This window comes from Mitsuokella apri, assembly GCF_051886055.1.
Classification (GTDB): domain Bacteria; phylum Bacillota; class Negativicutes; order Selenomonadales; family Selenomonadaceae; genus Mitsuokella.
The window spans coordinates 90,309-112,900 of record NZ_JBJEXT010000028.1; the positions used below are offsets into that span (position 1 = coordinate 90,309).

Annotated in this window: 18 protein-coding genes and 1 other annotated feature; of the genes, 17 read left to right on the plus strand and 1 reads right to left on the minus strand. The window is 53.6% G+C overall.

The genetic code is table 11. From position 1 onward, the window contains the following. The first annotated feature begins 96 nt into the window (after positions 1-96). On the plus strand, positions 97-1,512 hold the full coding sequence (locus tag ACI4OH_RS03220) for a GGDEF domain-containing protein (RefSeq protein WP_439784153.1): 1,416 nt from the start codon (positions 97-99) through the stop codon (positions 1,510-1,512). A 178-nt stretch (positions 1,513-1,690) separates the two neighbouring features. After that, positions 1,691-3,106, plus strand: coding sequence for a GGDEF domain-containing protein (locus tag ACI4OH_RS03225; RefSeq protein WP_439784154.1), 1,416 nt, complete (start codon positions 1,691-1,693; stop codon positions 3,104-3,106). A gap of 72 nt (positions 3,107-3,178) precedes the next feature. Here the strand turns inward: ACI4OH_RS03225 and ACI4OH_RS03230 are convergent, their stop codons facing one another. Further along, positions 3,179-3,508, minus strand: coding sequence for a helix-turn-helix domain-containing protein (locus tag ACI4OH_RS03230; RefSeq protein WP_432646037.1), 330 nt, complete (start codon positions 3,506-3,508; stop codon positions 3,179-3,181). A 164-nt stretch (positions 3,509-3,672) separates the two neighbouring features. Between ACI4OH_RS03230 and ACI4OH_RS03235 the strand changes: the two genes are divergently transcribed. The 15 genes from ACI4OH_RS03235 (at position 3,673) to ACI4OH_RS03305 (ending at position 22,487) form a co-directional block, all read left to right on the plus strand. Next, complete coding sequence (locus tag ACI4OH_RS03235) at positions 3,673-5,421, plus strand: phosphoethanolamine transferase family protein (protein WP_432646036.1); 1,749 nt, start codon at positions 3,673-3,675, stop codon at positions 5,419-5,421. A gap of 80 nt (positions 5,422-5,501) precedes the next feature. After that, positions 5,502-5,721, plus strand: a binding site (T-box leader). A 34-nt stretch (positions 5,722-5,755) separates the two neighbouring features. Then, on the plus strand, positions 5,756-8,434 hold the full coding sequence (locus ACI4OH_RS03240) for a valine--tRNA ligase (RefSeq protein ID WP_439784155.1): 2,679 nt from the start codon (positions 5,756-5,758) through the stop codon (positions 8,432-8,434). Between the two features lie 18 nt (positions 8,435-8,452). Then, positions 8,453-9,757 carry a bifunctional folylpolyglutamate synthase/dihydrofolate synthase gene (locus ACI4OH_RS03245; RefSeq protein ID WP_435720757.1) on the plus strand — a complete coding sequence of 435 codons (1,305 nt, stop codon included), beginning with the start codon at positions 8,453-8,455 and terminating at the stop codon, positions 9,755-9,757. Positions 9,758-9,761: 4 nt separating this feature from the next. Next, the gene (locus ACI4OH_RS03250; protein WP_435720756.1) at positions 9,762-11,849 is read left to right on the plus strand and encodes an O-antigen ligase family protein; all 2,088 of its coding nucleotides are present in this window, start codon (positions 9,762-9,764) and stop codon (positions 11,847-11,849) included. Then, complete coding sequence (locus ACI4OH_RS03255; RefSeq protein ID WP_432646033.1) at positions 11,812-12,441, plus strand: redox-sensing transcriptional repressor Rex; 630 nt, start codon at positions 11,812-11,814, stop codon at positions 12,439-12,441. Before ACI4OH_RS03250 ends, ACI4OH_RS03255 begins: the two co-directional genes overlap by 38 nt. Before the next feature lie 541 nt (positions 12,442-12,982). Next, entirely contained in the window at positions 12,983-14,485 is a 1,503-nt protein-coding gene (gene scpC, locus ACI4OH_RS03260) for a succinyl-CoA:acetate CoA-transferase ScpC (RefSeq protein WP_432646032.1), read from the plus strand. 139 nt (positions 14,486-14,624) lie between these two features. After that, the gene (gene mmdA / locus ACI4OH_RS03265; RefSeq protein ID WP_432646031.1) at positions 14,625-16,154 is read left to right on the plus strand and encodes a methylmalonyl-CoA decarboxylase subunit alpha; all 1,530 of its coding nucleotides are present in this window, start codon (positions 14,625-14,627) and stop codon (positions 16,152-16,154) included. A gap of 21 nt (positions 16,155-16,175) precedes the next feature. Then, the gene (locus ACI4OH_RS03270; RefSeq protein WP_432646030.1) at positions 16,176-16,328 is read left to right on the plus strand and encodes a methylmalonyl-CoA carboxyltransferase; all 153 of its coding nucleotides are present in this window, start codon (positions 16,176-16,178) and stop codon (positions 16,326-16,328) included. Between the two features lie 84 nt (positions 16,329-16,412). Continuing rightward, positions 16,413-16,829 carry a biotin/lipoyl-containing protein gene (locus ACI4OH_RS03275; RefSeq protein ID WP_439784156.1) on the plus strand — a complete coding sequence of 139 codons (417 nt, stop codon included), beginning with the start codon at positions 16,413-16,415 and terminating at the stop codon, positions 16,827-16,829. Between the two features lie 150 nt (positions 16,830-16,979). Beyond that, positions 16,980-17,855, plus strand: a complete 876-nt coding sequence (locus tag ACI4OH_RS03280; RefSeq protein ID WP_439784191.1) for a metal ABC transporter substrate-binding protein — start codon at positions 16,980-16,982, stop codon at positions 17,853-17,855. Positions 17,856-18,033: 178 nt separating this feature from the next. Further along, on the plus strand, positions 18,034-18,894 hold the full coding sequence (locus ACI4OH_RS03285; RefSeq protein WP_439784157.1) for a hypothetical protein: 861 nt from the start codon (positions 18,034-18,036) through the stop codon (positions 18,892-18,894). Positions 18,895-18,955: 61 nt separating this feature from the next. Continuing rightward, positions 18,956-19,630: a CsgG/HfaB family protein gene (locus tag ACI4OH_RS03290; RefSeq protein ID WP_439784158.1), complete on the plus strand. Its 675-nt coding sequence runs from the start codon at positions 18,956-18,958 to the stop codon at positions 19,628-19,630. 17 nt (positions 19,631-19,647) lie between these two features. Further along, positions 19,648-20,523: a hypothetical protein gene (locus ACI4OH_RS03295; protein ID WP_439784159.1), complete on the plus strand. Its 876-nt coding sequence runs from the start codon at positions 19,648-19,650 to the stop codon at positions 20,521-20,523. Next, positions 20,498-21,169, plus strand: a complete 672-nt coding sequence (locus ACI4OH_RS03300; RefSeq protein WP_439784160.1) for a hypothetical protein — start codon at positions 20,498-20,500, stop codon at positions 21,167-21,169. The genes ACI4OH_RS03295 and ACI4OH_RS03300 overlap by 26 nt, the downstream gene beginning before the upstream one ends. A gap of 25 nt (positions 21,170-21,194) precedes the next feature. Beyond that, complete coding sequence (locus ACI4OH_RS03305; RefSeq protein WP_439784161.1) at positions 21,195-22,487, plus strand: hypothetical protein; 1,293 nt, start codon at positions 21,195-21,197, stop codon at positions 22,485-22,487. The last annotated feature ends 105 nt before the right edge of the window (positions 22,488-22,592 follow it).

The window sequence follows — 22,592 nt, forward strand, 5'->3', positions numbered from 1 at the left end:
CTTTCCCAATAGAAGCGAAGGCAATAGGAGGGAAGTTTTTGGTGATGAGAGGGATAGTCTGGTTTGTTTTGTCTTTGCAAAACCGGGTAAGATAGGATGAGTAAGATGGAAAACAGCTGGACACCTGATGTTTACAATGATATTCCAGTGGCATATGTCGTTTATAAGGTACTTTTTGCGGAGGATGGTAAGACCGTCAAGAACACACAGTATGTTTATGCCAACCGGCTTTACTGCGAGATGGCAGGGAAAAGTCAGGCAGAGCTCGTTGGCAGTTTGTTCCTGTCCTCTTACGATAAGGCGGACCCGCGCTGGCTGACGTACTGCGAACAGGCCATAAGGACAGGGCGGCCGGTTCACGACAGCATTTATTCGCAGGAAATCCAGCATTGGCTGGACTTTACGGTCATGCCGCTCGCGAAACCTGGCTATGTGGCGTATACCTTTATGAATATCGATGCTGACCGTGCCTATAAGATGAACATGGAGCGACGGGATGCCTCGCAGAAGGCTATCTTGAATATTTCGAAAATACTAAATAATGATGAGGATTATGAGATTTCGATGAATCACGCGCTGCAGGAACTCAGCCGCGTCATTCATCCTGACCGTCTCTATATTCTCGAAACAGACGGCAAAACGGTCTCGAATACGTTTGAATGGTGTGCGGAGGGCATCACGCCGGAAATTGACACCCTGCAGGACCTTGACTATGAGGAATACATCGGCGGCTGGGAGAAATTTCTCAAGGACTCGCCGAATGTGCTCATTGAGGATATCGAGATGCTCAAGAAGGACGACCCCGTTGATTATTACAATCTGAAGCGGCAGGGCATCAAAAGAATCCTTGATGTGCCGTTTTATCACGATGGCCAGCTCATCGGCTACCTCGGGGCGGATAATTACGAAGTGAGCGACCTCATCAATACCGCGGATATCTTGGAAACGGTCTCGTACTTTATCGCCTCCAAGATCACGAATCACAGTCTCATGACCGAGCTCGAGCGGCTGAGCCGCTACGATTCCCTGACCGGCCTGCATAACCGCAATGCCCTGACCGAAAAAATGGATGCCATGCAGCAGTGCACTTATAGTGTCGGTGTGGTGTATGCCGACCTCAACGGGCTCAAGGAAATCAACGACAACTTTGGCCATGGAGCCGGCGACAGGGCCCTGCAGCGGGCCGCAGCCATTTTGACGGAGTGCTATGGCGTGGAAAATACCTACCGTGCCGGCGGCGATGAATTCGTTGTTTTGGTGCCGCTCATCACGAAAATCGATTTTCAAAGCAGCCTCAGCCGTCTGCGGGAGAAACTGCAGCAGGAAAAAGAGATCTCTGTGGCCGTCGGCGGTCACTGGATTGCCGACAGCACGAAGCTCAATGAAGCGCTGCGCGTCACCGACTGCCGTATGTATCATGATAAAGTCGAGTATTACAATCGGCGCGACAAGGGCACTGGCCACCGCGCCGCACGCCACGCCCAGCCCCTCAGGCTGGTGGATAAAACGTAAATTATGCTGCCTTTTCCAGACAAAAGGAAAGAAATAAGCAAACAAAATGTTTTCTTTATGTTATAATGAAAGCAGAGAAATAAAATGAAACAGATTATCTCTTTCGGATAGGAGCAAAGCTTTTTGCGGTATCTGAGCAGATGGTCTGTTTTGTTTTGGCAAGACGGGATAAGATAGGATGAGTAAGATGGAAAACAGCTGGACACCTGATGTTTATAACGATGTTCCGGTGGCCTATGCCGTTTTTAAGGTGTTTTTTGCTGAGGACGGCGAGACAGTAAAGGATACGCAGTATGTTTATGTCAATCGTCTTTACTGCGAGCTGGCGGGGAAAAGCCAGCAGGAGCTCATCGGCAGTATGTTTATGTCCTCATTTGAAGAGGCCGATCCCTGCTGGATGACGTACTGCGGGCAGGCCATCAAGACGGGGCGGCCCATCCGCGACAGCGTTTATGCGCCGGAGATTCAGCACTGGCTTGATTTTACGATTATGCCACTGTCTCGTTCGGGCTATGTGTCCTATACCTTTATGAATATCGATGCCGACCGTGCATATAAGCTGAACATGGAGCAGCGCGATGCCTCGCAGAAGGCCATATTGAGCATTTCCAAAATCCTCAATAATGAAGAAGATTATGAGACTTCGATGAATCACGCGCTGCAGGAACTCAGCCGCGTCATTCATCCCGACAGACTTTATATCCTCGAAACGGACGGCAAAACGGTCTCGAATACGTTTGAATGGTGCGCAGAGGGCATCACGCCGGAGATTGACACGCTGCAGAATCTCGACTGCAGGGAGTATCTCAGCGGCTGGGAGAAAATGCTCAAGGATGTACCCTACGTGCTTATCGAGAAACTCGAAGCGTTCAAGGCCTATGACCCTGCGGCCTATGACATCTTAAAGCGGCAGGGCATAGAAAGGCTCATCGCCGTGCCGTTCTATCACGATGGCAGCTGCATCGGCTATCTCGGGGCCGATAATTACGAAGTCAGTGACCTTATCAATACCGCAGATATCTTGGAGACGGTCTCGTATTTTATCGCTTCGAAAATCACAAATCACAGTCTCATGGCGGAGCTCGAGCGTCTGAGCCGCTACGATTCCCTGACCGGTCTTCATAACCGCAACGCGCTGATCGAGAAAATGGATGCCGTGCAGCAGAGCGCGTGCAGCGTCGGCGTCGTTTATGCGGACCTCAACGGCCTCAAGGAAATCAACGACAACTTTGGCCATGAGGCCGGCGACAGGGCCCTGCAGCGGGCCGCAGCCATTTTGACGGAGTGCTATGGCGTGGAAAATACCTACCGCGCCGGCGGCGACGAGTTCGTCGTGCTCGTGCCGCTCATCAAAAAAATCGATTTTGTGAACAGCTTTAAGCGCCTTCGTGAAAAACTGGAGCAGGAAAAGGAGATTTTTGTCGCCGTGGGCAGCGACTGGACCGCGGACAGCAGGACGCTCAACGAAGCGCTGCGCATCACCGACCGCCGCATGTATCACGACAAAGTGGAATACTACAACCGCTGCGGCAAAGGCGATGGCTGCCGCTGTGTTCATCATGTCCCGTTAAAGGACTTGGCGAGTGAAGCCTGAGCCGATTTCAAGTGTTTATTCTAATTTAACAAAAATAACGCCATGATTCAGAGTGTATTTTGAATCATGGCGTTATTTTTGTTGCTGTTGTATAAATTCAAAGTTCATTTGATTTTGGATGCGTGCTTTTGCTTTTGAAGAGAGAACGCGGTATTGCATTAAAAAGGATAGCTCTGATTCTGATAAATCCATGGCGGTTTGTGTCATTTCATTGCCGAGCAGAAAATCTGTAGATACATGGAGAGCTTGTGCGATGTGCAGGAGTGTCTGGTAATCCGGTTCACGTTCACTGGTTTCATATTTTGACAGTGTAAAATAACTTAACTGCAATTTTTTCGCCAAATCGTTGCGCGAAATGTCCAAACATTCCCTGGCATAACGAATGCGGTCGCCAAATTTCACCCATATCCCTCCCTGTTTGTCCCGATTATACTATAAGAACAGGCAAATCTCTTAGTATTGCTCAAAACGGAAAGACTTGAAAATGTATTGTACAAAATGTATAATTTTATAATACGAATCTAATCGGAATCAAGTTTTTTCATAATGGTTAGGAGATGTTGTCGGTGAAGAAATGGTGCCCTAAGACCGTTTTTATCTACGCAAGCGGTGCACTGGCTGGGTATGCTTTGTTGGAACTATTGATTTATTTAATTTTTCCATTTTGGAAAGCAAAATCGGGTGATCTGGCCTTGTGTGTGCTTGTTTTGACTTTTGCCTGTGCATGCCTGACCGGGAAAAAGCAGTTTCTGATGCGGTCCTTTTGTACTGCCGTTTTATTGATGTCGCCTGCATTTATTGGTTTGCTGGCCAAGCAGCCTTTGCCGCTGCCCATGCAGTACAGAACGATTGCGTTCTCTTTGATAATTTCAGGGGCATTTTTCCTCCTGCAGTCTTTACTGCCATTGGGGAAAATAAGAAGAATCGTATCAATATTTTTTTATGCAATTGTATTTTTAGTGTTTCTTCTGCCATGGGGATATTTCTTTGCTTCTCACAGTTTGCTTAACGCTACGGCTGTTCTGGCTGTGTTTCAGACGAATCCGGCAGAGGCTAAGAGTTATTTGCTTGACTTTATGCCATGGCAGGCGTGGGGCGTTATGGCTGTTTTGCTGTCGGCCTACGTCTTTATACTGCGCCAATGGCAGCCGTCTTTGGTTTGCCTGAGGGATTCTCTAAAAAATCGTTGGGGATTCATGCTGGTCGTATTTTGCATTTTGCTGACAGGATATTCCTTATATCGCACGCGCGATAACTTTTATAAACATCTTGCATGGGAATCCCAGCGCGGTTTGCAGGCCTATCGTGATTTTACACTTTATAGGAACGCAAGGGCAGCGGCTCTGAAAGACAATCTTGCCGGCATCAGCAGTGGGCGTGACGGCGTTTATATACTTGTGATTGGAGAATCGCAAAACAAGATGCACATGTCAGCGTATGGTTATGATAAAGAGACAACTCCGTGGCTTGACCAGATGAAGAATGATACGCACACGGTATTTTTCACGGATGCCCGCTCTTGTCATACACATACGGTACCAGTTCTTTCCTATGCATTGACTGCTAAAAATCAATATGACCAGCGTGACTTAGCAAAATCTACAACTTTAATTGAAGCAGCGAAAGCGGCCGGCTATGAAACAGTCTGGCTCAGCAATCAGGTTCGCTATGGTGCATGGGATACACCGACTTCAGCGATTGCCAGCGAGGCTGATGAACAAGAATGGCTTAATACACATGTTGGCGAAACAACCGAGACAGCTGTATACGATGGCGCATTGGCTGATCATTTGGCACAAATTAAGCCGACTGATAAAATGCTCATCGTGATTCATCTTATGGGGAATCATGGCAGCTATGCTGATCGTTATCCGAAGGATTTTGCTGTAGAACAAGGGGCGACGGCTGAATACGATAACAGCATTCTTTACAACGATTACGTTGTGCAGCATCTTTATGACACGGCGAAACAGATGCCGAATTTTCAGGGAATGGTGTATTTTGCAGACCATGCCGATGATGTTGACCGCAATATTGGGCACGATGCCAGCCGCTTTACGCAGGATATGACAAGAATTCCATTTTATATGATTTTTTCAGATGAGTACATGAGCAGAAATCCAGGTGTTCTTCATGAACTTAGAGAACATGCGCAGGTTCGTTTTACAAATGATTTGATCTATAATACAATGCTAGCTGTCATGGGGATTATGGTGCCGGATGATTATGAGGACAAGAATGACTTGACGAGTCCCGACTATGACAGTGACAAAGCAAGGTTCCGTACACTGCATGGTCAGAAGGAATTGGATTGAGGTACGGGAGAGACTTTAGGGAAAGAATTGCTTTTTGGGGTGTCTTGTGATAAGATAATTCCCGTATAGGAAAAATTTTGTCAAAGACGATGACGAAGAGGAGTACGGATTGCTTCTGGCAAAGAGACGGGGCGGCTGGTGTGAGCTCTGGCAGGAGAATGCGGAAGGTAGCTTCGGAGTTGCTTCGCTGAAAGTGCTGAAAGTATTGTAGGCGGGGACGTTGGCGGCGTTAACGCGAGAGTCAGGCGTGAGCCTGAGAAAATTGGTGGTACCACGAAGGCAGGCGCTTTCGTCCTTTTGGACGGAGGCGCTTTATTTATTGAGGAGGATTTAAATGGCAGAGAAAGAAGAGCTCGGGAACAATATCCCGAAAGTCTATGACCCGCAGTCGTTTGAGAAGAAATGGTATACGTTCTGGGAGAAGAATAAATTCTTCCATGCTGAGGTCGACAAGAGCAAGAAGCCGTACAGCATGGTCATTCCGCCGCCAAATGTCACGGGCCAGCTGCACATGGGCCACGCGCTCGACAATACGCTGCAGGATATCCTGATCCGCTATCACCGCATGCAGGGCTACAACACGGTCTGGATTCCGGGCTGCGACCACGCCGGCATTGCGACGCAGGCAAAAGTCGAGGCCGCGCTGCGCAAGGAAGGCACGAACCGCTACGAGCTCGGCCGCGAGAAATTCCTCGAGCGCGTCTGGGACTGGAAGGAAAAATTCGGCAGCCGCATCATGTTCCAGCTGCGTTCCCTCGGCTCCTCGCTCGATTGGGACCGCGAGCGCTTCACGATGGACGAAGGCTGCAGCCGCGCCGTGCGCGAAGTCTTTGTCAGCCTCTATGAAAAAGGCCTCATTTATCAGGGCACGCGCATCACGAATTGGTGTCCGTCCTGCAACACGGCCATCTCGGATATCGAAGTCGAGCACGAGACGGAAAAGGGCCATCTCTGGCATCTGCGCTACGAAGTCGAAGGCGAGCCGGGCAAATACGTCGAAATCGCCACGACGCGTCCGGAGACGATGTTCGGCGATACGGGCGTTGCGGTTCATCCGGACGATGAGCGCTATAAAGACCTCGTCGGCAAGACTTTGATTCTGCCGATTGTCGGCCGCCGCATCCCGCTCTTTGCCGATGAATACGTCGACAAAAATTTCGGCACGGGCGCCGTCAAAGTCACGCCGGCCCATGACCCGAACGACTTTGAGATGGGGCAGCGCCATCATCTTGAGGAAATCAAGGTCATCGGCAATACGGGCAAGATGCTCGAAGGCGCAGGCAAGTACGCCGGCATGGACCGCTACGAATGCCGCAAGGCCCTCGTCAAGGAGCTCGAGGAGACGGGCGTGCTCGTTTCCGTTGAAGAGCATGAGCATGCTGTCGGCCATTGCTCGCGCTGCCATTCGACGATTGAGCCGCTCGTCTCGAAGCAGTGGTTCGTCAAGATGGACAGCCTTGCCAAGCCGGCCATCGAAGCTGTCAAGGACGGCCGCATCCAGTTTGTGCCGGAACGCTTCACGAAAATCTACATCAACTGGCTCGAAAATATCCGCGACTGGTGCATTTCGCGTCAGCTCTGGTGGGGCCACCGCATCCCTGCATGGTACTGCGACGACTGCGGCGAGACGAGCGTTTCGCGCACGGACCTCACGGAATGCCCGCACTGCCACAGCAAGCACATCCATCAGGATGAAGACGTGCTCGACACGTGGTTCAGCTCGGGCCTCTGGCCGTTTGAGACGTTCGGCTGGCCGGACAAGACGCCTGAGCTCGAGCAGTTCTATCCGACGTCGACACTCGTCACGGGCTACGATATCATCTTCTTCTGGGTGGCCCGCATGGTCATGATGGGCATGGAATTCGGCAAGGACATTCCGTTCCGCCATGTCTTCATCCACGGCCTCGTGCGCGACAGTCAGGGCCGCAAGATGAGCAAGTCGCTCGGCAACGGCATCGACCCGGTCGAAGTCATCGAAAAATACGGCGCGGATACGCTGCGCTTCATGCTCATTACGGGCAATACGCCGGGCAATGATATGCGCTTCTACTGGGAACGCGTCGAATCGGCCCGCAACTTTGCCAATAAAATCTGGAATGCTTCGCGCTACATGCTCATGAACTTTGAGGGCTTTGACAAGAGCTTTAAGCCTGAGGAGAGCGACTTCACGCTGGCAGACAAGTGGATTCTCTCGCGCTATGCGAAGACGGAGCGCGATGTCACGAAGAGCCTCGACAACTTCGAGCTCGGCGAAGCGGGCCGCATGATTTACGAGTTCATCTGGAACGAGTTCTGCGACTGGTACATCGAGCTCACGAAGGCACGCCTCTACGATAAGGAAAATGAGCGCGCGAAGAACACGGCCCTCTATGTCCTTTCGTACGTTCTCGAGCATACGCTGCGCCTGCTGCACCCGTTCATGCCGTTCCTTACGGAAGAAATCTGGCAGAAAGTGCCGCATGACGAGAAATATAAGAGCATCATGATTGCCGACTGGCCGGCAGGCGATGAAAAATTCATCGATGATGAAGCCGAAGCTCAGATGACGGCCATCATGGAGACCATCAAGACGGTCCGCAACCTGCGCGCAGAAGTCGGGGCAGCACCGGGCCATAAGAGCGAAGTCATGCTGCATTTCACGGAGAGCAAGCTGCGTCCGGTCTTTGCCGCCAACGAGGGCTACCTCAAGGCACTGGCTGCTGCCGAACCTGTCACGCTGCTTGAAGAGACGGCCGAAAAGCCGGAGAACGCCATGGCCGGTGTCGTCGATGGCGTCGAGATTTATCTGCCGCTCAAGGGGCTCATCGATGTCGAGAAGGAGACGGCCCGCCTGCAGAAGGAAATGGATAAGCTCGAAAAAGAAATCAAGCGCCTGACGGGCAAGCTCAGCAATGAAGGCTTCCTCAAAAAGGCACCGGAGGCTGTCGTCGCCAAGGAGCGCGAGAAGCTCGCCGGTTATGAAGAGAAGAAGAATGCCGTGGCAGGCCGCATCGAGGATCTTGCCAAGCTTTGAGAAATGGAGCGACGCGATATGAATTATCAGGAGTCCATTTCCTATCTGGAAGGACTGAAGATTTTTGGCATCCGTCTCGGCCTTGTGCGTATCAGGAGACTCTTAGAGCTTCTTGATATGCCGCAGGACCGCTATCGTACGATTCACGTGACGGGCACGAACGGCAAGGGCTCGGTTTCGGCCATGGTCGAGGGCGTCCTGCGCCGCAGCGGCATTCATACGGGGCTTTACAGCTCGCCGCATCTCGTTTCTTATACGGAGCGCATCCGCGTGGACGGGCAGAACATCAGTGAAGAGGATTTTGCGGCAGGCCTGACGGTCATCCGTGAAAAAATCGACGAGATGCTCGCGGAAGGCGATGAATGCCCGACACAGTTTGAGGTGCTCACGGCACTTGGCTTCTATTATTTTGCCAAATGCCAGGTCGAGTACGCGGTCATCGAGGTCGGCCTCGGCGGCACGCTCGACTCGACGAATGTCATCACGCCGGAAGTCTCGGTCATCACAAATGTCACAATGGAGCATGCCGATAAACTCGGCGGCACGCTCAAAAGCATTGCCGAGAATAAAGCCGGCATTATCAAAGAGGGCGTCCCCGTTGTCACGGCGGCCAAGGGCGAGCCCTTAGAGGTCATTCGTGAGACGGCCGAAACGAAGAACGCGGATATTTTTGTGGCAGGGGAAGATTTTTCCTCGCACTTCCTGTCGTGCGACGGCCATACGCAGAAGCTCGAATTCACGTCGGAGCTTTTGGGCATCGAGAAAAAGCTGTATGAGCTGCATCTGCTCGGCTGCCATCAGGTGGAAAACAGTGCCGTGGCCCTGATGACGGTGCGTCTCCTGCACAACATCGATGAACGCATCACGATGCAGTCGGTCTGCGAGGCCCTGTGCCTCGTGAGCTGGCCGGCGCGTTTTGAGCGTCTGGAGCTCGGCTCCCAGAAGATTCTCATCGACGGCGCGCACAATCCGGCCGGCATGAAGGCCCTGCGCGAAAGCCTCGACACGGTTTTTCCGGCAGAGGGCCGCGTCCTGCTTCTGGGCATCCTCAAGGACAAGGACATCGATACGATGCTCGACATCCTGCTGCGTCCAAGTGACACGGTCGTCGTGACAAAACCGCAGTCGGAGCGGGCTGACTCTGCAGATGACCTTTTGCGCCGCGTGGCGCCGGCTGTCCAGCATGTCGAGGCCTTTGCCGATAATCAAGAGGCACTTGACCGTGCCTTGGAGCTTGCCAACAGCGAAAAGCTGCTCGTCATAGCGGGGTCCCTGTACCTTGTGGGCGGCGTGCGCCAGATGCTGCTGGCGCGGAAGGGGTGAAGGCATGAAGGAAAAAAACAATCCGACGACGGAGCACATCCGTGCCAAGCGCAAAGCGTTTCATCATGAGCGCTGGAACAACCGCGCCAAGGCTCTTGCCTGGTACGGCCTGCTCGCAGAGGTCTTTTTCTTGCCGCTTTCACCGGGGCTCGCGACGGCTGCCCTGCTTCTGGGTGCCGTGGGCACGGCCTGGCGGTTCTATATCGACAAGGACTTTCACTTCCGTCATCTGCACTTTGATGTGCCGGCCGTCCTGTTCGTGCTCATCAGTGCCCTTTCCATCCTGGCATCGCCGGACCGTGGCTTCAGTTTCTACAATTATTACAACCTCGTCGGCGTTTACGTGCTGACGTATCTGCTTGTTGGGCAGAATGTAAGGCGTCCGGAACAGATGAAGTCCATCCTCAAGATGGCAGCGGCGTCAGCCGTCATCGTCATCATTTACGGCTATTACCAGTTCCTGTTTGGCATTGATATCAGCTCGATGAAATGGGTCGACGGCGACGCCTTCCCGGAACTCAGGAAGCGCGTCTTTTCGACCTGGGAGAATCCGAATATCCTCGCGGGCTACCTCGACATCGTCATCTGCCTGGCCTTTGGTCTGTTCATGTACTGCAAAGACCGGGAAAGACGCATCCTGCTGGGCGCGTTTATGCTCGCAGCAGCTGCGTGCCTCGCCATGACGTATGCGCGCGGAGCCTGTCTCGTCATCGCCGTGATTCTCGCGGTCTACGGTGCCTTGAAAGACCGCAGGGTCCTTATCGCCTGCATTGTCGTCGTGGCCGTCCTGTTTGCCGCAGACCCCGTGCTTTACGAACGCATCACCTCGGTCTTCACGAAAGTCGATACTTCGACCGAAATGAGGCTTGCCTTCTGGGAGAGCACGATTGCCATGATTCAGGACCATCCGTTCCTCGGCATCGGCTGGGGTGCTTACTGGATGGTCTATCCCGAGTACGATTTTTACCTGCAGGGAGCCAATGTGCTCATCGTGCATGCGCACAATATCTACCTCAACTATATGGCAGAAATCGGCATCCCGGGAGCCGTGGCATTTTTCTGGTTCTTCTTCGGCACGATGGTCATGGCCCTGCGCACGAACTTCGAGATAAAGAAGACGGATGCTGCGGAAGCCGGCAGAAAAGTTTTTGCCGCGAGAAAAGCATTCAACTGGCAGCGCCTGTGGCAGGACTGGGATGAAGGCGCTCTGCTCGAAGGCTTCACGAAGGGCATCGGCCTGGCCGTGCTCTCAATTGCCTTAAACGGCATCACCGACGACCTGCTCTTCAACATTCCTTCGTCCATGGTCCTCTGGATGATGGCCGCGCTGGCCGGCGTCCTCTCCCTGATGAGCCCGCCAAAGGCAGCTAAAGAGGCAGATGCTTCTGCCGCATCGGGCAGACTCGCAGGCCTGACATCGTCGCTGTGGCATCATGCTAAAGAAGTCGGGGGCAAGGTCAACGAAAAGACGCATGAGAAAATGCAGTCCGTCCTGACCCGCGAGGTCGAAGTGCCTGCTGAGGAACAGGACAAGAGCACTGCAGCAGAGAAAGACGGCAAGACGGCTGCAGATGCAAAGGATGCAGCAGCAACTGCCCCTGCAGAGGAACCTTCCGCGGAAGACCAAACAGCAGCTGCGGATAAAAAAGAAGAGCAGAAGCCCATGGACCCCATGGATGAGCTCGCCGAAGAAGTCCGCAAGGCACTCCTGCAGCGCAAAGCGGAAGAAGAAGCTGCTGCCAAAGAGAAAGCAGCCGTCAGCTCCGAAATGTCTGCAAAAGCAAATGGAGAAAATAAAGCCGCTGAAGAAAAAGCAGGAAAAGAAAACAAAGAAATAAAAGAGACAAAAGAAGCAGAAGTAAAAGAAGTAAAGACAGCAGAACAAACAGGAGAAGCAGAGAAAGCAGAGGCAGGCTCTGAGCCGGAGAAAAAAGAAACTCAGGCAGAAGCGAAGCAGCCGGACGGCGAAGCGCAGGCAGAGCAAAAAGAAGAACATGCTGCAGAAACTACGAAACCTGTAAAAACTGTAAAAGCTGTAAAGGAGGCTGATGGCCATGAAGAAGACAAGCACGATATCAAAGGCGACGATTGACCGTCTGCCGCTTTATTTCCGCACCCTGCGTTTGCTGCAGGATGAAGGCCGCGACATCATCTCTTCGGATGAACTCGGCCGCCGTCTCGGCATCACGCCGGAGCAGATCCGCAAGGACCTCGCTTCATTCGGCCAGTTCGGCAAAAAGGGCGTGGGCTACTATGTCAATGAGCTCAAGCGCAACGTCGGTAGCATACTGGGACTCGACAATCACTGGAACATCGCCATCGTCGGCATCGGTCATCTCGGTGTGGCCCTGGCGAACTACCAGAATTTCGTGACGCTCGGCTTCAACCTCGTGGCCCTCTTTGACCAGGACCAGAATGTCATCGGCCGGACCGTCAATCACGTCAAGGTCGAGGATGTCCGCAATCTCAAGCGCATCGTCAAGGAGCGCAATATCCAGATTGGCATCATCGCCGTGCCGGCCGCCTTTGCACAAGGCGTGGCCGACCAGCTCGTCGATGCAGGCGTCAAGGGCATTTGGAATTTTGCGCCGATCAAGATGCAGGTTCCCGATACGATGCACATTGTCAATGAGGACCTTTCCATCGGACTCAGCACACTTTCCTACCATATTACACGCATGTAAGATTTTGAAGGCCATCGCATGATATATTGCGGTGGTCTTTTTTTTGCGCAGTTCTCGCGTATCTAATGGCAGCGGAGGGGCACGGGGGATACCCAACGCTCCGCGCAGCAGGCTGAAGCTTCGCTTATGGGTATCCCCCGTGTCCCTCCTTTGCAAAATGAGCAGCTTTTGCTAGAATCTAGATACAGAGCATTGAAGCGGGGACCTGTGTTTCGCCTGCAGGCGGCGCAGCGACTGCCCGAAGGGATGAAAACCAATAAGTATATGCATTGTTTTGTGATGTAAGAACGCCGCGGCAGGCGGCGAAGCAACATAGCCTCTGTTTGTAACATGGTTTTCATTTAGCGGAGCCGCCGAAGCCGAAATATAGGCCCCCGCGCTTCGTTCCTCGATGTAAACAAATTCGGTAAACAAACTTGCAAATCAAGAAGGATTTTAGGGTCAGAGGGAGAATATTTAGAAGAAGAATGAATCGCACGAATCGATAAAACAATAGATGATAAGCAATCTTTATGGCATTGCTTTGCAGGGAGGTTTTTTGATGGTTGATATCCTCGATCGCGTACGCAATAAAACATTGCAGTCCAGAATTGTCACGCCGGAGGAGGCTGCGGAGTTCATTAAGCCGGGCATGACATTGGCGACGAGCGGTTTTACGTCTTCGGCGTATCCGAAGGCCATGCCGATGGCCCTGGCGGACCGCATGAAGAAGGAGCCCTTTACGGTCAACATCATGACAGGTGCTTCGACGGGGCCTGAGTTTGATGAGGCGCTGGCTTCGGTCCATGGCATCAAGAAGCGTCTGCCGTTTCAGACGGATAAGACGCTGCGCGGACAGATCAATGATGGTACGGTCGATTATATCGATATTCATCTTTCGGAAGTCGCGCAGCTTTCGCGCTGCGGGTATCTCGGACACGTTGATGTGGCCATCATCGAGGCGTGTGCCATCACGGAAGAGGGCAATATCATCCCGACAACGGCCGTCGGCAACTCGGCTTCTTTTGTGCAGTCGGCGGATACGGTCATTGTCGAGGTCAACAATGCCCAGCCGCTGGAGTTTGAGGGCATGCATGATGTGTATCTGCCGCTCGACCCGCCCAACCGCCTGCCCATTCCGATCATCCACGTCGATGACCGCATCGGCACGCCGTATATTCCCTGTCCCATCGACAAGATCAAATACATTGTGCCCTGTGATATCATCGACCATACGCGCTCTTTGTCACCGGTCGACGAGACGTCGCAGAGAATGTCGGATTTGACGTTTGAATTTCTCAAGCAGGAAATCAAGCAGGACCGCATGCCGAAGAATCTGCTGCCGTTCCAGTCGGGCGTGGGCAATGTCGCCAATGCCGTGACGGCCGGTTTGGTCCATTCGGATTTCCACGACCTCACGGTTTTCACTGAAGTCATTCAGGACGGCATGCTCGACCTCATCGATGCAGGCAAGCTCAATTTCGCTTCGGGCACGGCGTTTTCGCCTTCGCCTGAGGGCATGGCCCGCTTCTTCAAGGACATCGATAAATACAAGAAGTACATGATTCTGCGTCCGCAGGAGATATCGAACGCTGCGGAGGTCATCCGCCGTCTCGGCGTCATTGCCATGAATACGGCTATTGAAGTTGATATTTACGGCAATGTCAATTCGACGCATATCGCCGGCACGCATATGATGAACGGCATCGGCGGCAGCGGCGATTTTGCGCGCAATGCCTATCTGACGATTTTCTATACGCCGTCCGTGGCCAAAGGCGGCGACGTTTCTGCCGTTGTGCCGTTCTGCTCGCATGTCGACCAGCCCGAGCACGATGTCGATATCATCATCACGGAGCAGGGCGTTGCCGATCTGCGCGGCAAATCCCCGCGCCAGCGTGCGCTCGAAATCATCAACAACTGCGCGCACCCCGACTACCGCCCGCTGCTCATGGATTACTTCAAGCGTGCGGATGAGGCGACGGGCCATGCGCATACGCCGCATCTCCTGAACGAGGCGTTCTCGTTCCATCAGCGCTATCTCGAGACGGGCTCGATGAAGGCGTAAAGAAAAATCGTGCTGGGGCTGCTCAGCACGATTTTTTATGGGCAGGTGCTAAGAAAATTTAGTATCAGCTTGCAATTTATGGGGAAATAGTGCAAAATAAAATACAGAACTATGCTTAATCTCTTGTAGGAGGAATAGAATGGCAAGCGTTCAGGAAAAAATCGATCAGATGAACGCGAAGAAGGAGCACATCCGTCAGGGCGGTGGTCCGGCTCGCGTAGAAAAACAGCATGCACAGGGAAAATATACGGCGCGCGAACGCCTCGAAAGACTTTTTGACGAGAATTCGTTTGTCGAACTCGATATGTTCGTCAAACACCGCTGCTCAAACTTCGGCATGGACAAGAAGGATATGCCGGGTGACGGCATCGTCACGGGCTACGGCACGATTGACGGCCGCCTGATTTATGCGTATGCACAGGACTTCACGGTCTCGGGCGGCAGCCTCGGCGAGAAGCACGCACATAAGATTTGGAAGGTGCAGGACCTTGCGCTCAAGATGGGTGCACCGTGCATCGGCATCAATGATTCGGGCGGCGCCCGCATTCAGGAAGGCGTCGATGCCCTGTCGGGCTTTGGCGGTATCTTCTTCCGCAATACGGCGGCTTCGGGCGTCATTCCGCAGATTTCGGTCATCATGGGACCGTGTGCCGGCGGCGCTGTTTACAGCCCGGCCATCACGGACTTCATCTTCATGGTCAAGAATACGAGCCAGATGTTCATCACGGGCCCGGCCGTCATCAAGTCGGTCACGGCGGAAGAAGTCACGCCGGAGGCACTCGGCGGCGCCGTCACGCACAACACGCGCTCGGGTGTGGCGCACTTTGCCTGCGAGAACGAGGACGACTGCCTCGCCAAAATCCGCGAGCTGCTCTCGTATCTGCCGAGCAACAACCTCGAGGATGCACCGGCCATCGAGCCGACGGATGACCCGAACCGTCAGGATGAGAGCCTGAACTCCATCATTCCGGACAATCCGAACATGCCGTATGATATGAAAGAAGTCATCCGCACCCTCGTCGACAACGGCGAATTCTTCGAAATCCAGAAGCTCTTTGCGACGAATATCATCATCGGTTACGGACGCCTCGACGGCAAGGTCGTCGGCATTGTGGCCAATCAGCCGAAGGTCATGGCCGGCTGCCTCGATGTCGATGCTTCGGACAAGGCCGCGCGCTTCGTGCGTTTCTGCGATGCGTTCAACATCCCTCTGTTGACGCTCGTTGATGTGCCGGGCTTCCTGCCGGGCGTCAATCAGGAGCACACGGGCATTATCCGCCACGGCGCGAAAATGCTCTATGCTTACAGCGAGGCCACGGTGCCAAAAGTCACGGTCATTACGCGCAAGGCCTACGGCGGTGCTTATATCGCCATGTGCTGCCACGAGCTCGGCTCGGACCAGGTCATGGCCTGGCCGTCGGCAGAGATTGCCGTCATGGGACCTTCGGGCGCAGCGAATATCATCTTCCGCCGTGACCCCGATAAGGAAGCCAAGACGCAGCAGTACATCGATGATTTCTCGAATCCGTATCTTGCGGCGGAGCGCGGCTATGTCGACATGGTCATTGAGCCGAAGGAAACGCGTCCTCTGCTCATCACGGCGTTCAGTGCGCTGGCGAGCAAGCGCGAAGTCGGTCCTGCCAAGAAACACGGCAATATTCCGCTTTAAGCCTTAATGGAGGAAATTCGTATGAGACTGGATGTAAGAGGCGTGAAGCCTGAAATCGTGGCCGTCATCGCCGCAGCCGTCGAGATGATGACGAAGCCGGAGCACAAGGTCATTGCCCTGCGCATCAAGCGCAGCGATGAATGGTCGCTCTCGGCACGCGGCGGCAGACGCTGAGCTTTTTAAATTTATAATATATAGATGTGATTTTTATTTGCATCGTCGTAAAGTCATAGAGTCAGACAGTTGGAGGAAGTTTTCATGAAGAAGTTCAATATCAAGGTCAACGGCATCACCTATGCAGTAGAAGTCGAAGAAGTCAAGGATGCCGCACCAACAGCTGCAGCAGCGCAGCCGGCAGCACCGAAGATTACGCCGAAAGTCGCTGCACCGAAGGTCGAAGCACCGAAAAAAGCAGCGAAGGCCAAGGCCAAAGAGAAAGAGACAGTGGCAGCCGGTGCTGGCGAGCATTCCATCGATGCGCCGATGCCGGGCAAGATTGTCAAAGTCATCGCCGAAGTCGGCCAGACGGTCAAGGCCGGCGATGTCCTGCTCGTGCTCGAGGCCATGAAGATGCAGAACGAGATCACGGCGGATGCCGACGGCACGATCAAGGCCGTCAACGTCGAAGCCGGTCAGAATGTCAAGGTCAAGGAATCCCTTGTCATCATTGGCTGAATTTGAAATTTTTGCAGAGCTGTCTCTTTTGGCGGCTCTGTTTTTTCTTGACAGAAAACAACACTTCTCTTATACTTGAGAACATATATCAAGCTAAGAGAGTTTACAGGGAGGGAAATCCTTTTGAATCTGAAAAAAATCCTGCTTTTCATGATGCTGGCCGTTTTTGCCGTCACGGCAGCGGGCTGCGGCAGTACGCAGAGTGCCGGTCATGATAAGAAATTCCGCATTGTCACGTCGTTCTATCCGATGTACATCGATGCCATCAACATCACGAAGGGCGTTGACGGCGTCGAGGTCGTCAACATGACAAAACCGCAGACGGGCTGCCTGCACGACTATCAGCTGACGACGGAAGACATGAAGACGCTCGAAAAGGCCGATGCCTTCATCGTCAACGGTGCGGGCATGGAGAGTTTCCTCGATAAGGTCATCAAGCAGCAGAAGAATCTCAAGGTCATCGATGCTTCGAAGTCGGATGACATCAACTTCCTCAAGGATGGGGATGAAATCAACCCGCATGTCTGGCTCAGCGTGACGTACAATATCGCACAGGTCGAGGCCATCACCTCGCAGCTCTGCGAGGCAGACCCCAAGCATGCCGATGACTACCGCAAGAATGCCCTCGATTATGTCACGAAGCTCACGGCCCTGCGCGAGGAGATGCACGAGAATCTCGACAATCTGCCGCATAAGGACATCGTGACGTTCCACGAGGCGTTCCCGTATCTCGCGAAGGAATTCAAGCTCAACATCATCAGCGTCATCGAGCGCGAGCCGGGCACGGAGCCGACGCCGAAGGAACTCGAAGATACGGTGGCCAAGGTCAGGGCCCTGCCCGTGAAGGTTCTCTTCACGGAGCCACAGTATTCGCCGGTTGCCGCGCAGACGATTGCGGGCGAGACGGGCGCGAAAATGTACGAGCTCGACCCCGTCGTCACGGGCGAAGCCAATGAAGAAGCCATGGATGCTTACATCACGGCCATGAAAAAGAATATGGAAGTGCTGAAAGAAGCCCTTCAATAACGAAAAAGAGCTGTTTGCCAATCTCTGCTCTGCGGATTTGGCAAAGGGCTCTTTTTATTTGCGAATTATTTGCGAAAAAATTATTGGCTGTTTATAATGTTACTTAGTGATGGTTTTAGAACGTTTTTTCAACAGAGGATATTTTGGGGAAAGAATACAGCTTTGGGGAGGAATCTTTATGGGAAAATCCTGGTGGCAGAAAAGCCTTTTGACATTGGCCGCCGTTTTCATGATGAGCGCGACGGCTGCCGCCCAGTCGGTGGTGGTCGACGGCTACGGCACGGATGAACGCAGCGCGCTGAAGGATGCGTCGCGCGCGGCCGTGGAGGAAGTCGCGGGGACGTTTGTCGATTCGCGCACCCTGGTCGAAAATGCCGCGGTCAAGCTCGACCAGATTTATACGAAGGCACAGGGCTTCATTACGAGTACGGAGATTCTCGAGAAAAAACAGGAGAACGGCCTCGTGCATCTGCGCGCGCGCATGGACGTCGACACAAATCCCAACGCACAGCTCATGAACAATCTCAGCATGGTCATGATGCTCAATGACCCGCGCATTGCCGTCGTCGTCAGCCAGGCCGATGGCAGCCACGCGAAGGCGGCGGAGTCTGCCCTCGACGATAAGCTCCTGGAGCTCGGTTTTTCACATGTCGCGGCCGCAGAGCAGGTGGCAGGGACCAGCCCCTTTGGCCTTCGCGATGCTGCGGGGCGCATGGCGGCGGGCCAGTCGCTCGGGGCAGATTATCTCGTGCTCGGCAGTCTCCAAACTTCGGCCACGGATATTTCCCTGCCGGACGGCGAGAACGGCAGTTACCAAAAAACTTTGCTGAAGACCGGGAATGCCTCGCTTACGGTACAGGTCATCCGCGCGGCGTCGGGCGAAGTGGTCGGCACGTTCACGACGACGGCCAAAGGTGTGGGCAACAGCGAGAGCACGGCTAAAGCCAAGGCCGCGGCGAAAGCTTCGGCCAAGGCCGCAGAGCATCTGGAAGAGAAATTCCGCCATCTCGGCTCGGAAGCCGGCCTGCATGAGTGGTAAAATGGCAAAATGGCAAGCGGAACGCGCTGGAATTTGGAATGAGAAAAGGGAGCATACAATCATGCGTCAAAATCATCTTTTGGTCAAAAAAATCCTGCCGCTCGTGCTGCTGCTGGTCTTCTGCATCAGCAGCACCTGCATGGCGGCGAATCTAAAAAATCATCCCGTGGTCGGCATCGTGCCTTTTCACGATAACGGCTTGATCTCAAAGGAGTTCAGCCGCGAGGAAATGAAGGATGTCGTGGATTTTGCCTATAATGCTTTGTCGGAGTCCGACCGCTTTGAACTTGTGGAACGCACGCGCCAGCGCGATATTCTCAATGAATACAGCTTCGACATGTCGGGCCTTGTCGACGAGGATACCTGCGCGGCCATCGGCAATCAGCTCGGTGCCCAATATCTGCTGCTCGGCAGCATCAACGGCCTGACGACGCGTCATTCAGAAACGACGGTCGTCGGGGCCGGCACGAAGCGCGCGCAGGTCACGGCGACCGTGAGCATGCGCCTCGTCGATGTCGAGACAGGACGCGTCGTGCTCGCGGCTATAGGACGTTCCAAGAAGAACAATACGCTCGTCAAGGCCCCGCTCGGGCTCATTCGCATCGGCACGGATGAAGTCGATAAACAGCAGGCATTGGACGCACTCGAAAGTGCCATCGATGATGCCGTGAACGGACCGCGCGGCCTCATCGCCCGTATGGACGGCAAGGCAAGCGGCAGCAAAACGCACCGTTGATTTTAGGAGGAAGCAGGATGAAGGGAAGATTCCTACCATATATAATGCTGCTGACAGGGACTTTTTTTGCCCTGACGGTGCTGTTCACGGGTTCTCCTGCCGCGCAGGCAGCGGGTCTTTTTGAGAAAAAGCAGGCAGGACCGTCGATTTTTATCGGCGAGGTCCAGAGCTATGGGGATTATGAGCTCAAGGCCGACGCCTGTGCGACCTTTGTCGACAAGCTGTCCGAAGCACTGCAGAAACAAGGTTTCGGGGTCAGCGGCCGCGCTGACCTCACGAACGAGGCCGGACGCCACGATGCCATCGGCGCGGGCGGTGAGGCCGGGAAGCTTTCGGAAATCCACATGGACGCCATCGTGCACGGCCATCAGTTCGACCGCGGCTACACGGCGGCAAAACTCGCGCATTATGCCGATGCGGCGATGGGCAGGGCTTACTTTCATCAGGAGGACCGCATTGCTGCGTGGAAAAAGAGCACGGCGCCGTACCGGCTTTCACCGGCTGAGCAGCAGGAGGCCGCACGCATCGGGCAGGAATATCAGGCCGGCTATTTGCTCTTCGTGAACCTTAAAGATTTTGATGTGCGTCTCAAGCACAGCATATTTGCCACGCATACGGAACGCGAGACGAAGGGCAAGAAACTCAGCGCTTCGCTTGATTATTATCTCATCAATGCGCAGACGGGCAAAACGTATGAAGGTCATGTCGAGAACAAGAAGACGGCACAGATGGTCAATTTTGGCCTCGGCAAGACGGGCAAGGGCATGGACGTCGATACGCTTTTAGGCGAGGTCATGGAGACATCGGCTAAGGATGTGGCCAGTGACATCAAGAAGCATGGCTTCCGTGAGGTTGAGGTGAAGGGCAATGAACAGGCGTCGTTCACGCATTGAATTCCATAAAAAATGCATTTCGTTTTGGGCGCTGCTGCTGTTTTTGCCGCTGCTGTCCTTTGCCTTCGGGCTGCTGCCCGCCCATGCAGAAGCCGCGAAACCGAGCGTGGCGGTCGTCGGCTTTGCGAGCCGCGTCCAGAAAACGGACATCACCCTGACGGATCTCAAGGACCCGCAGGAAATCAACCAGATTCTCGATGCGGCCCGCGTGGAACTGACGGCAGAGCTCGCGGATAATGAGGCATTTGACCTCTACGATTTCAGTGAGGAAGCCACAAAGGCCCGCTATGATGAAAGTGCGTACATCGATGCTCTGGGCGAAGGCCGCATCGTGCCGGAGCTCTCGGGCAGGACAGATTATCTCGTCTTCGGCTATCTGACGACACTCGGAAATGTCAAGGCCCAGAGCGGCGCGCTCGGTCTTTCGGGCAAAGATAAGACCGTCTACGCGGAGCTTTCGCTGCGCGTCATGGACACGCATACGGGCAAAATCGTCTTTGTGACTAAGGCGGATTCGCGGCGCAAGGCCGAGCTTTCCTATCATGCCGTCTGGCAGCGTCATGACAGCGGCGAGGAAGATGCCATCGCTTCAGCGGTGAGCGACGCTGCCGTCAATCTGGCCGACCAGTTCAAGAAGGCCATGTGAGTTTTGGGAGAGACGAGGGGAAGAAATGAGACTTACAAAAAGTACGGGCATCAAGGCGCTGGCACTTGGCTGCCTGCTGTCTTTGGGGATGCCACTGGCCGGCGCGGAAGCGGCCGGCAATATCTGGATGGACGAAAGTGCCGAGGTGCAGGCCAAGGATTTCAAGAAAGTCGTGCTGTTTCCGCTGCGCTATCTGCAGGCTCCTGACGGCAAGGTGGATGAATTTCAGGGCTATAATGCGGCTTTGGCCAAACGCATCCACAAGCGCATCAAGCGCACGAACTTCATGAATTTTGAGGACCCTGGCGATGCAAAGGCCGCGGACAAGAAAAGGGAAAAGCGGGAAATCCTGCGTATGGATCCAGCTTACAACGAGCTGCTGCGCCATTTTGACAGTGAGAAAGACAGGGCCAAAGCCGTCTACGATACGACGGGGGCCGAGGGCTATCTGCTGCCGCATATCCGCTACGAGCAGGAACGCGTCGACCACTCGCCGGCGACCTGGACGACCGTGAAGATGGAAACGTATTACAATATCGAAAACGGCCCGAGCGGCGACAAGTCGAAATGCAATTATCAAAGCTGGTACGCAAGCCACATGATTCCGGCGCATGATTCGACGCTGCAGATGCTCGACATGGATTTTCGCCTCTACGATGCAGCGACGGGCAAAGAGGCCATGACGCTCATCGACTATTACCGCAATTACGAGGTCGACCAGTGGCATGCCTTTGAGCAGATTGCCAAGAATTTCACCGGTGACTGGAACAGGCTGAAGAAAGACCATGACCAGAATGTGCCTGCAGGCGCGCCGACTATGGGCTTCCGCAATCTCGAGCTTCCCTATGCGGCCAGTCAGGATGAATTTGCCATCAAGACGATTTATTATGCGTATAAAGATGAAGCCGGCGATGATTTGAAGCGCGTCAAGGTTGATTATGCGCCGAATGGCGGCCGCTACTATGTAACGGGTGCCATCACGGACTATGCGCGCGGCGAGACATGGAACCCGCCGTATGCTGATACAAGCGTCACCGACTATAATACGGAAAAATTCAAGTGGCGCGATGACAAGGGCAATGAGCATGAAGGCAAACGCGTCTATTACAAGACGACTGTTCATGATTATTATGGATATTACTCCTTCTGGTACCGCACGGCTGCGGACCTTTCGCTCATCGATTCGCGCACGGGAAATGTCGTCCTCTCGCGCCATCTTGAAGCCGAAGACCCGGACCGCTATGCCAACGCTCTGCGCAAGATGTTCAAGAGCTTTTACAAAGATGTCGACAAGGCCATCGGCGTGGCCAATTCATAAAAAACAAAAGTCTTTTCCTCAGGGAGAAGGCTTTTTATTTTTGACAAAAAATGAGCTCGGGAAGGAAAATCCTCTTGCAATAAGTCAAAAAAACAAATATAATAA

What these genes read in the sequence shown, in the direction of transcription:
- ACI4OH_RS03300 (WP_439784160.1), top strand. Translation starts at nt 20,498, where the DNA reads ATGAACAGGCGTCGTTCACGCATTGAATTCCATAAAAAATGCATTTCG.
- ACI4OH_RS03240 (WP_439784155.1), top strand. Translation starts at nt 5,756, where the DNA reads ATGGCAGAGAAAGAAGAGCTCGGGAACAATATCCCGAAAGTCTATGAC.
- ACI4OH_RS03245 (WP_435720757.1), top strand. Translation starts at nt 8,453, where the DNA reads ATGAATTATCAGGAGTCCATTTCCTATCTGGAAGGACTGAAGATTTTT.
- ACI4OH_RS03275 (WP_439784156.1), top strand. Translation starts at nt 16,413, where the DNA reads ATGAAGAAGTTCAATATCAAGGTCAACGGCATCACCTATGCAGTAGAA.
- scpC (WP_432646032.1), top strand. Translation starts at nt 12,983, where the DNA reads ATGGTTGATATCCTCGATCGCGTACGCAATAAAACATTGCAGTCCAGA.
- ACI4OH_RS03250 (WP_435720756.1), top strand. Translation starts at nt 9,762, where the DNA reads ATGAAGGAAAAAAACAATCCGACGACGGAGCACATCCGTGCCAAGCGC.
- ACI4OH_RS03290 (WP_439784158.1), top strand. Translation starts at nt 18,956, where the DNA reads ATGCGTCAAAATCATCTTTTGGTCAAAAAAATCCTGCCGCTCGTGCTG.
- ACI4OH_RS03270 (WP_432646030.1), top strand. Translation starts at nt 16,176, where the DNA reads ATGAGACTGGATGTAAGAGGCGTGAAGCCTGAAATCGTGGCCGTCATC.
- mmdA (WP_432646031.1), top strand. Translation starts at nt 14,625, where the DNA reads ATGGCAAGCGTTCAGGAAAAAATCGATCAGATGAACGCGAAGAAGGAG.
- ACI4OH_RS03280 (WP_439784191.1), top strand. Translation starts at nt 16,980, where the DNA reads ATGATGCTGGCCGTTTTTGCCGTCACGGCAGCGGGCTGCGGCAGTACG.
- ACI4OH_RS03255 (WP_432646033.1), top strand. Translation starts at nt 11,812, where the DNA reads ATGAAGAAGACAAGCACGATATCAAAGGCGACGATTGACCGTCTGCCG.
- ACI4OH_RS03220 (WP_439784153.1), top strand. Translation starts at nt 97, where the DNA reads ATGAGTAAGATGGAAAACAGCTGGACACCTGATGTTTACAATGATATT.
- ACI4OH_RS03295 (WP_439784159.1), top strand. Translation starts at nt 19,648, where the DNA reads ATGAAGGGAAGATTCCTACCATATATAATGCTGCTGACAGGGACTTTT.
- ACI4OH_RS03305 (WP_439784161.1), top strand. Translation starts at nt 21,195, where the DNA reads ATGAGACTTACAAAAAGTACGGGCATCAAGGCGCTGGCACTTGGCTGC.
- ACI4OH_RS03285 (WP_439784157.1), top strand. Translation starts at nt 18,034, where the DNA reads ATGGGAAAATCCTGGTGGCAGAAAAGCCTTTTGACATTGGCCGCCGTT.
- ACI4OH_RS03225 (WP_439784154.1), top strand. Translation starts at nt 1,691, where the DNA reads ATGAGTAAGATGGAAAACAGCTGGACACCTGATGTTTATAACGATGTT.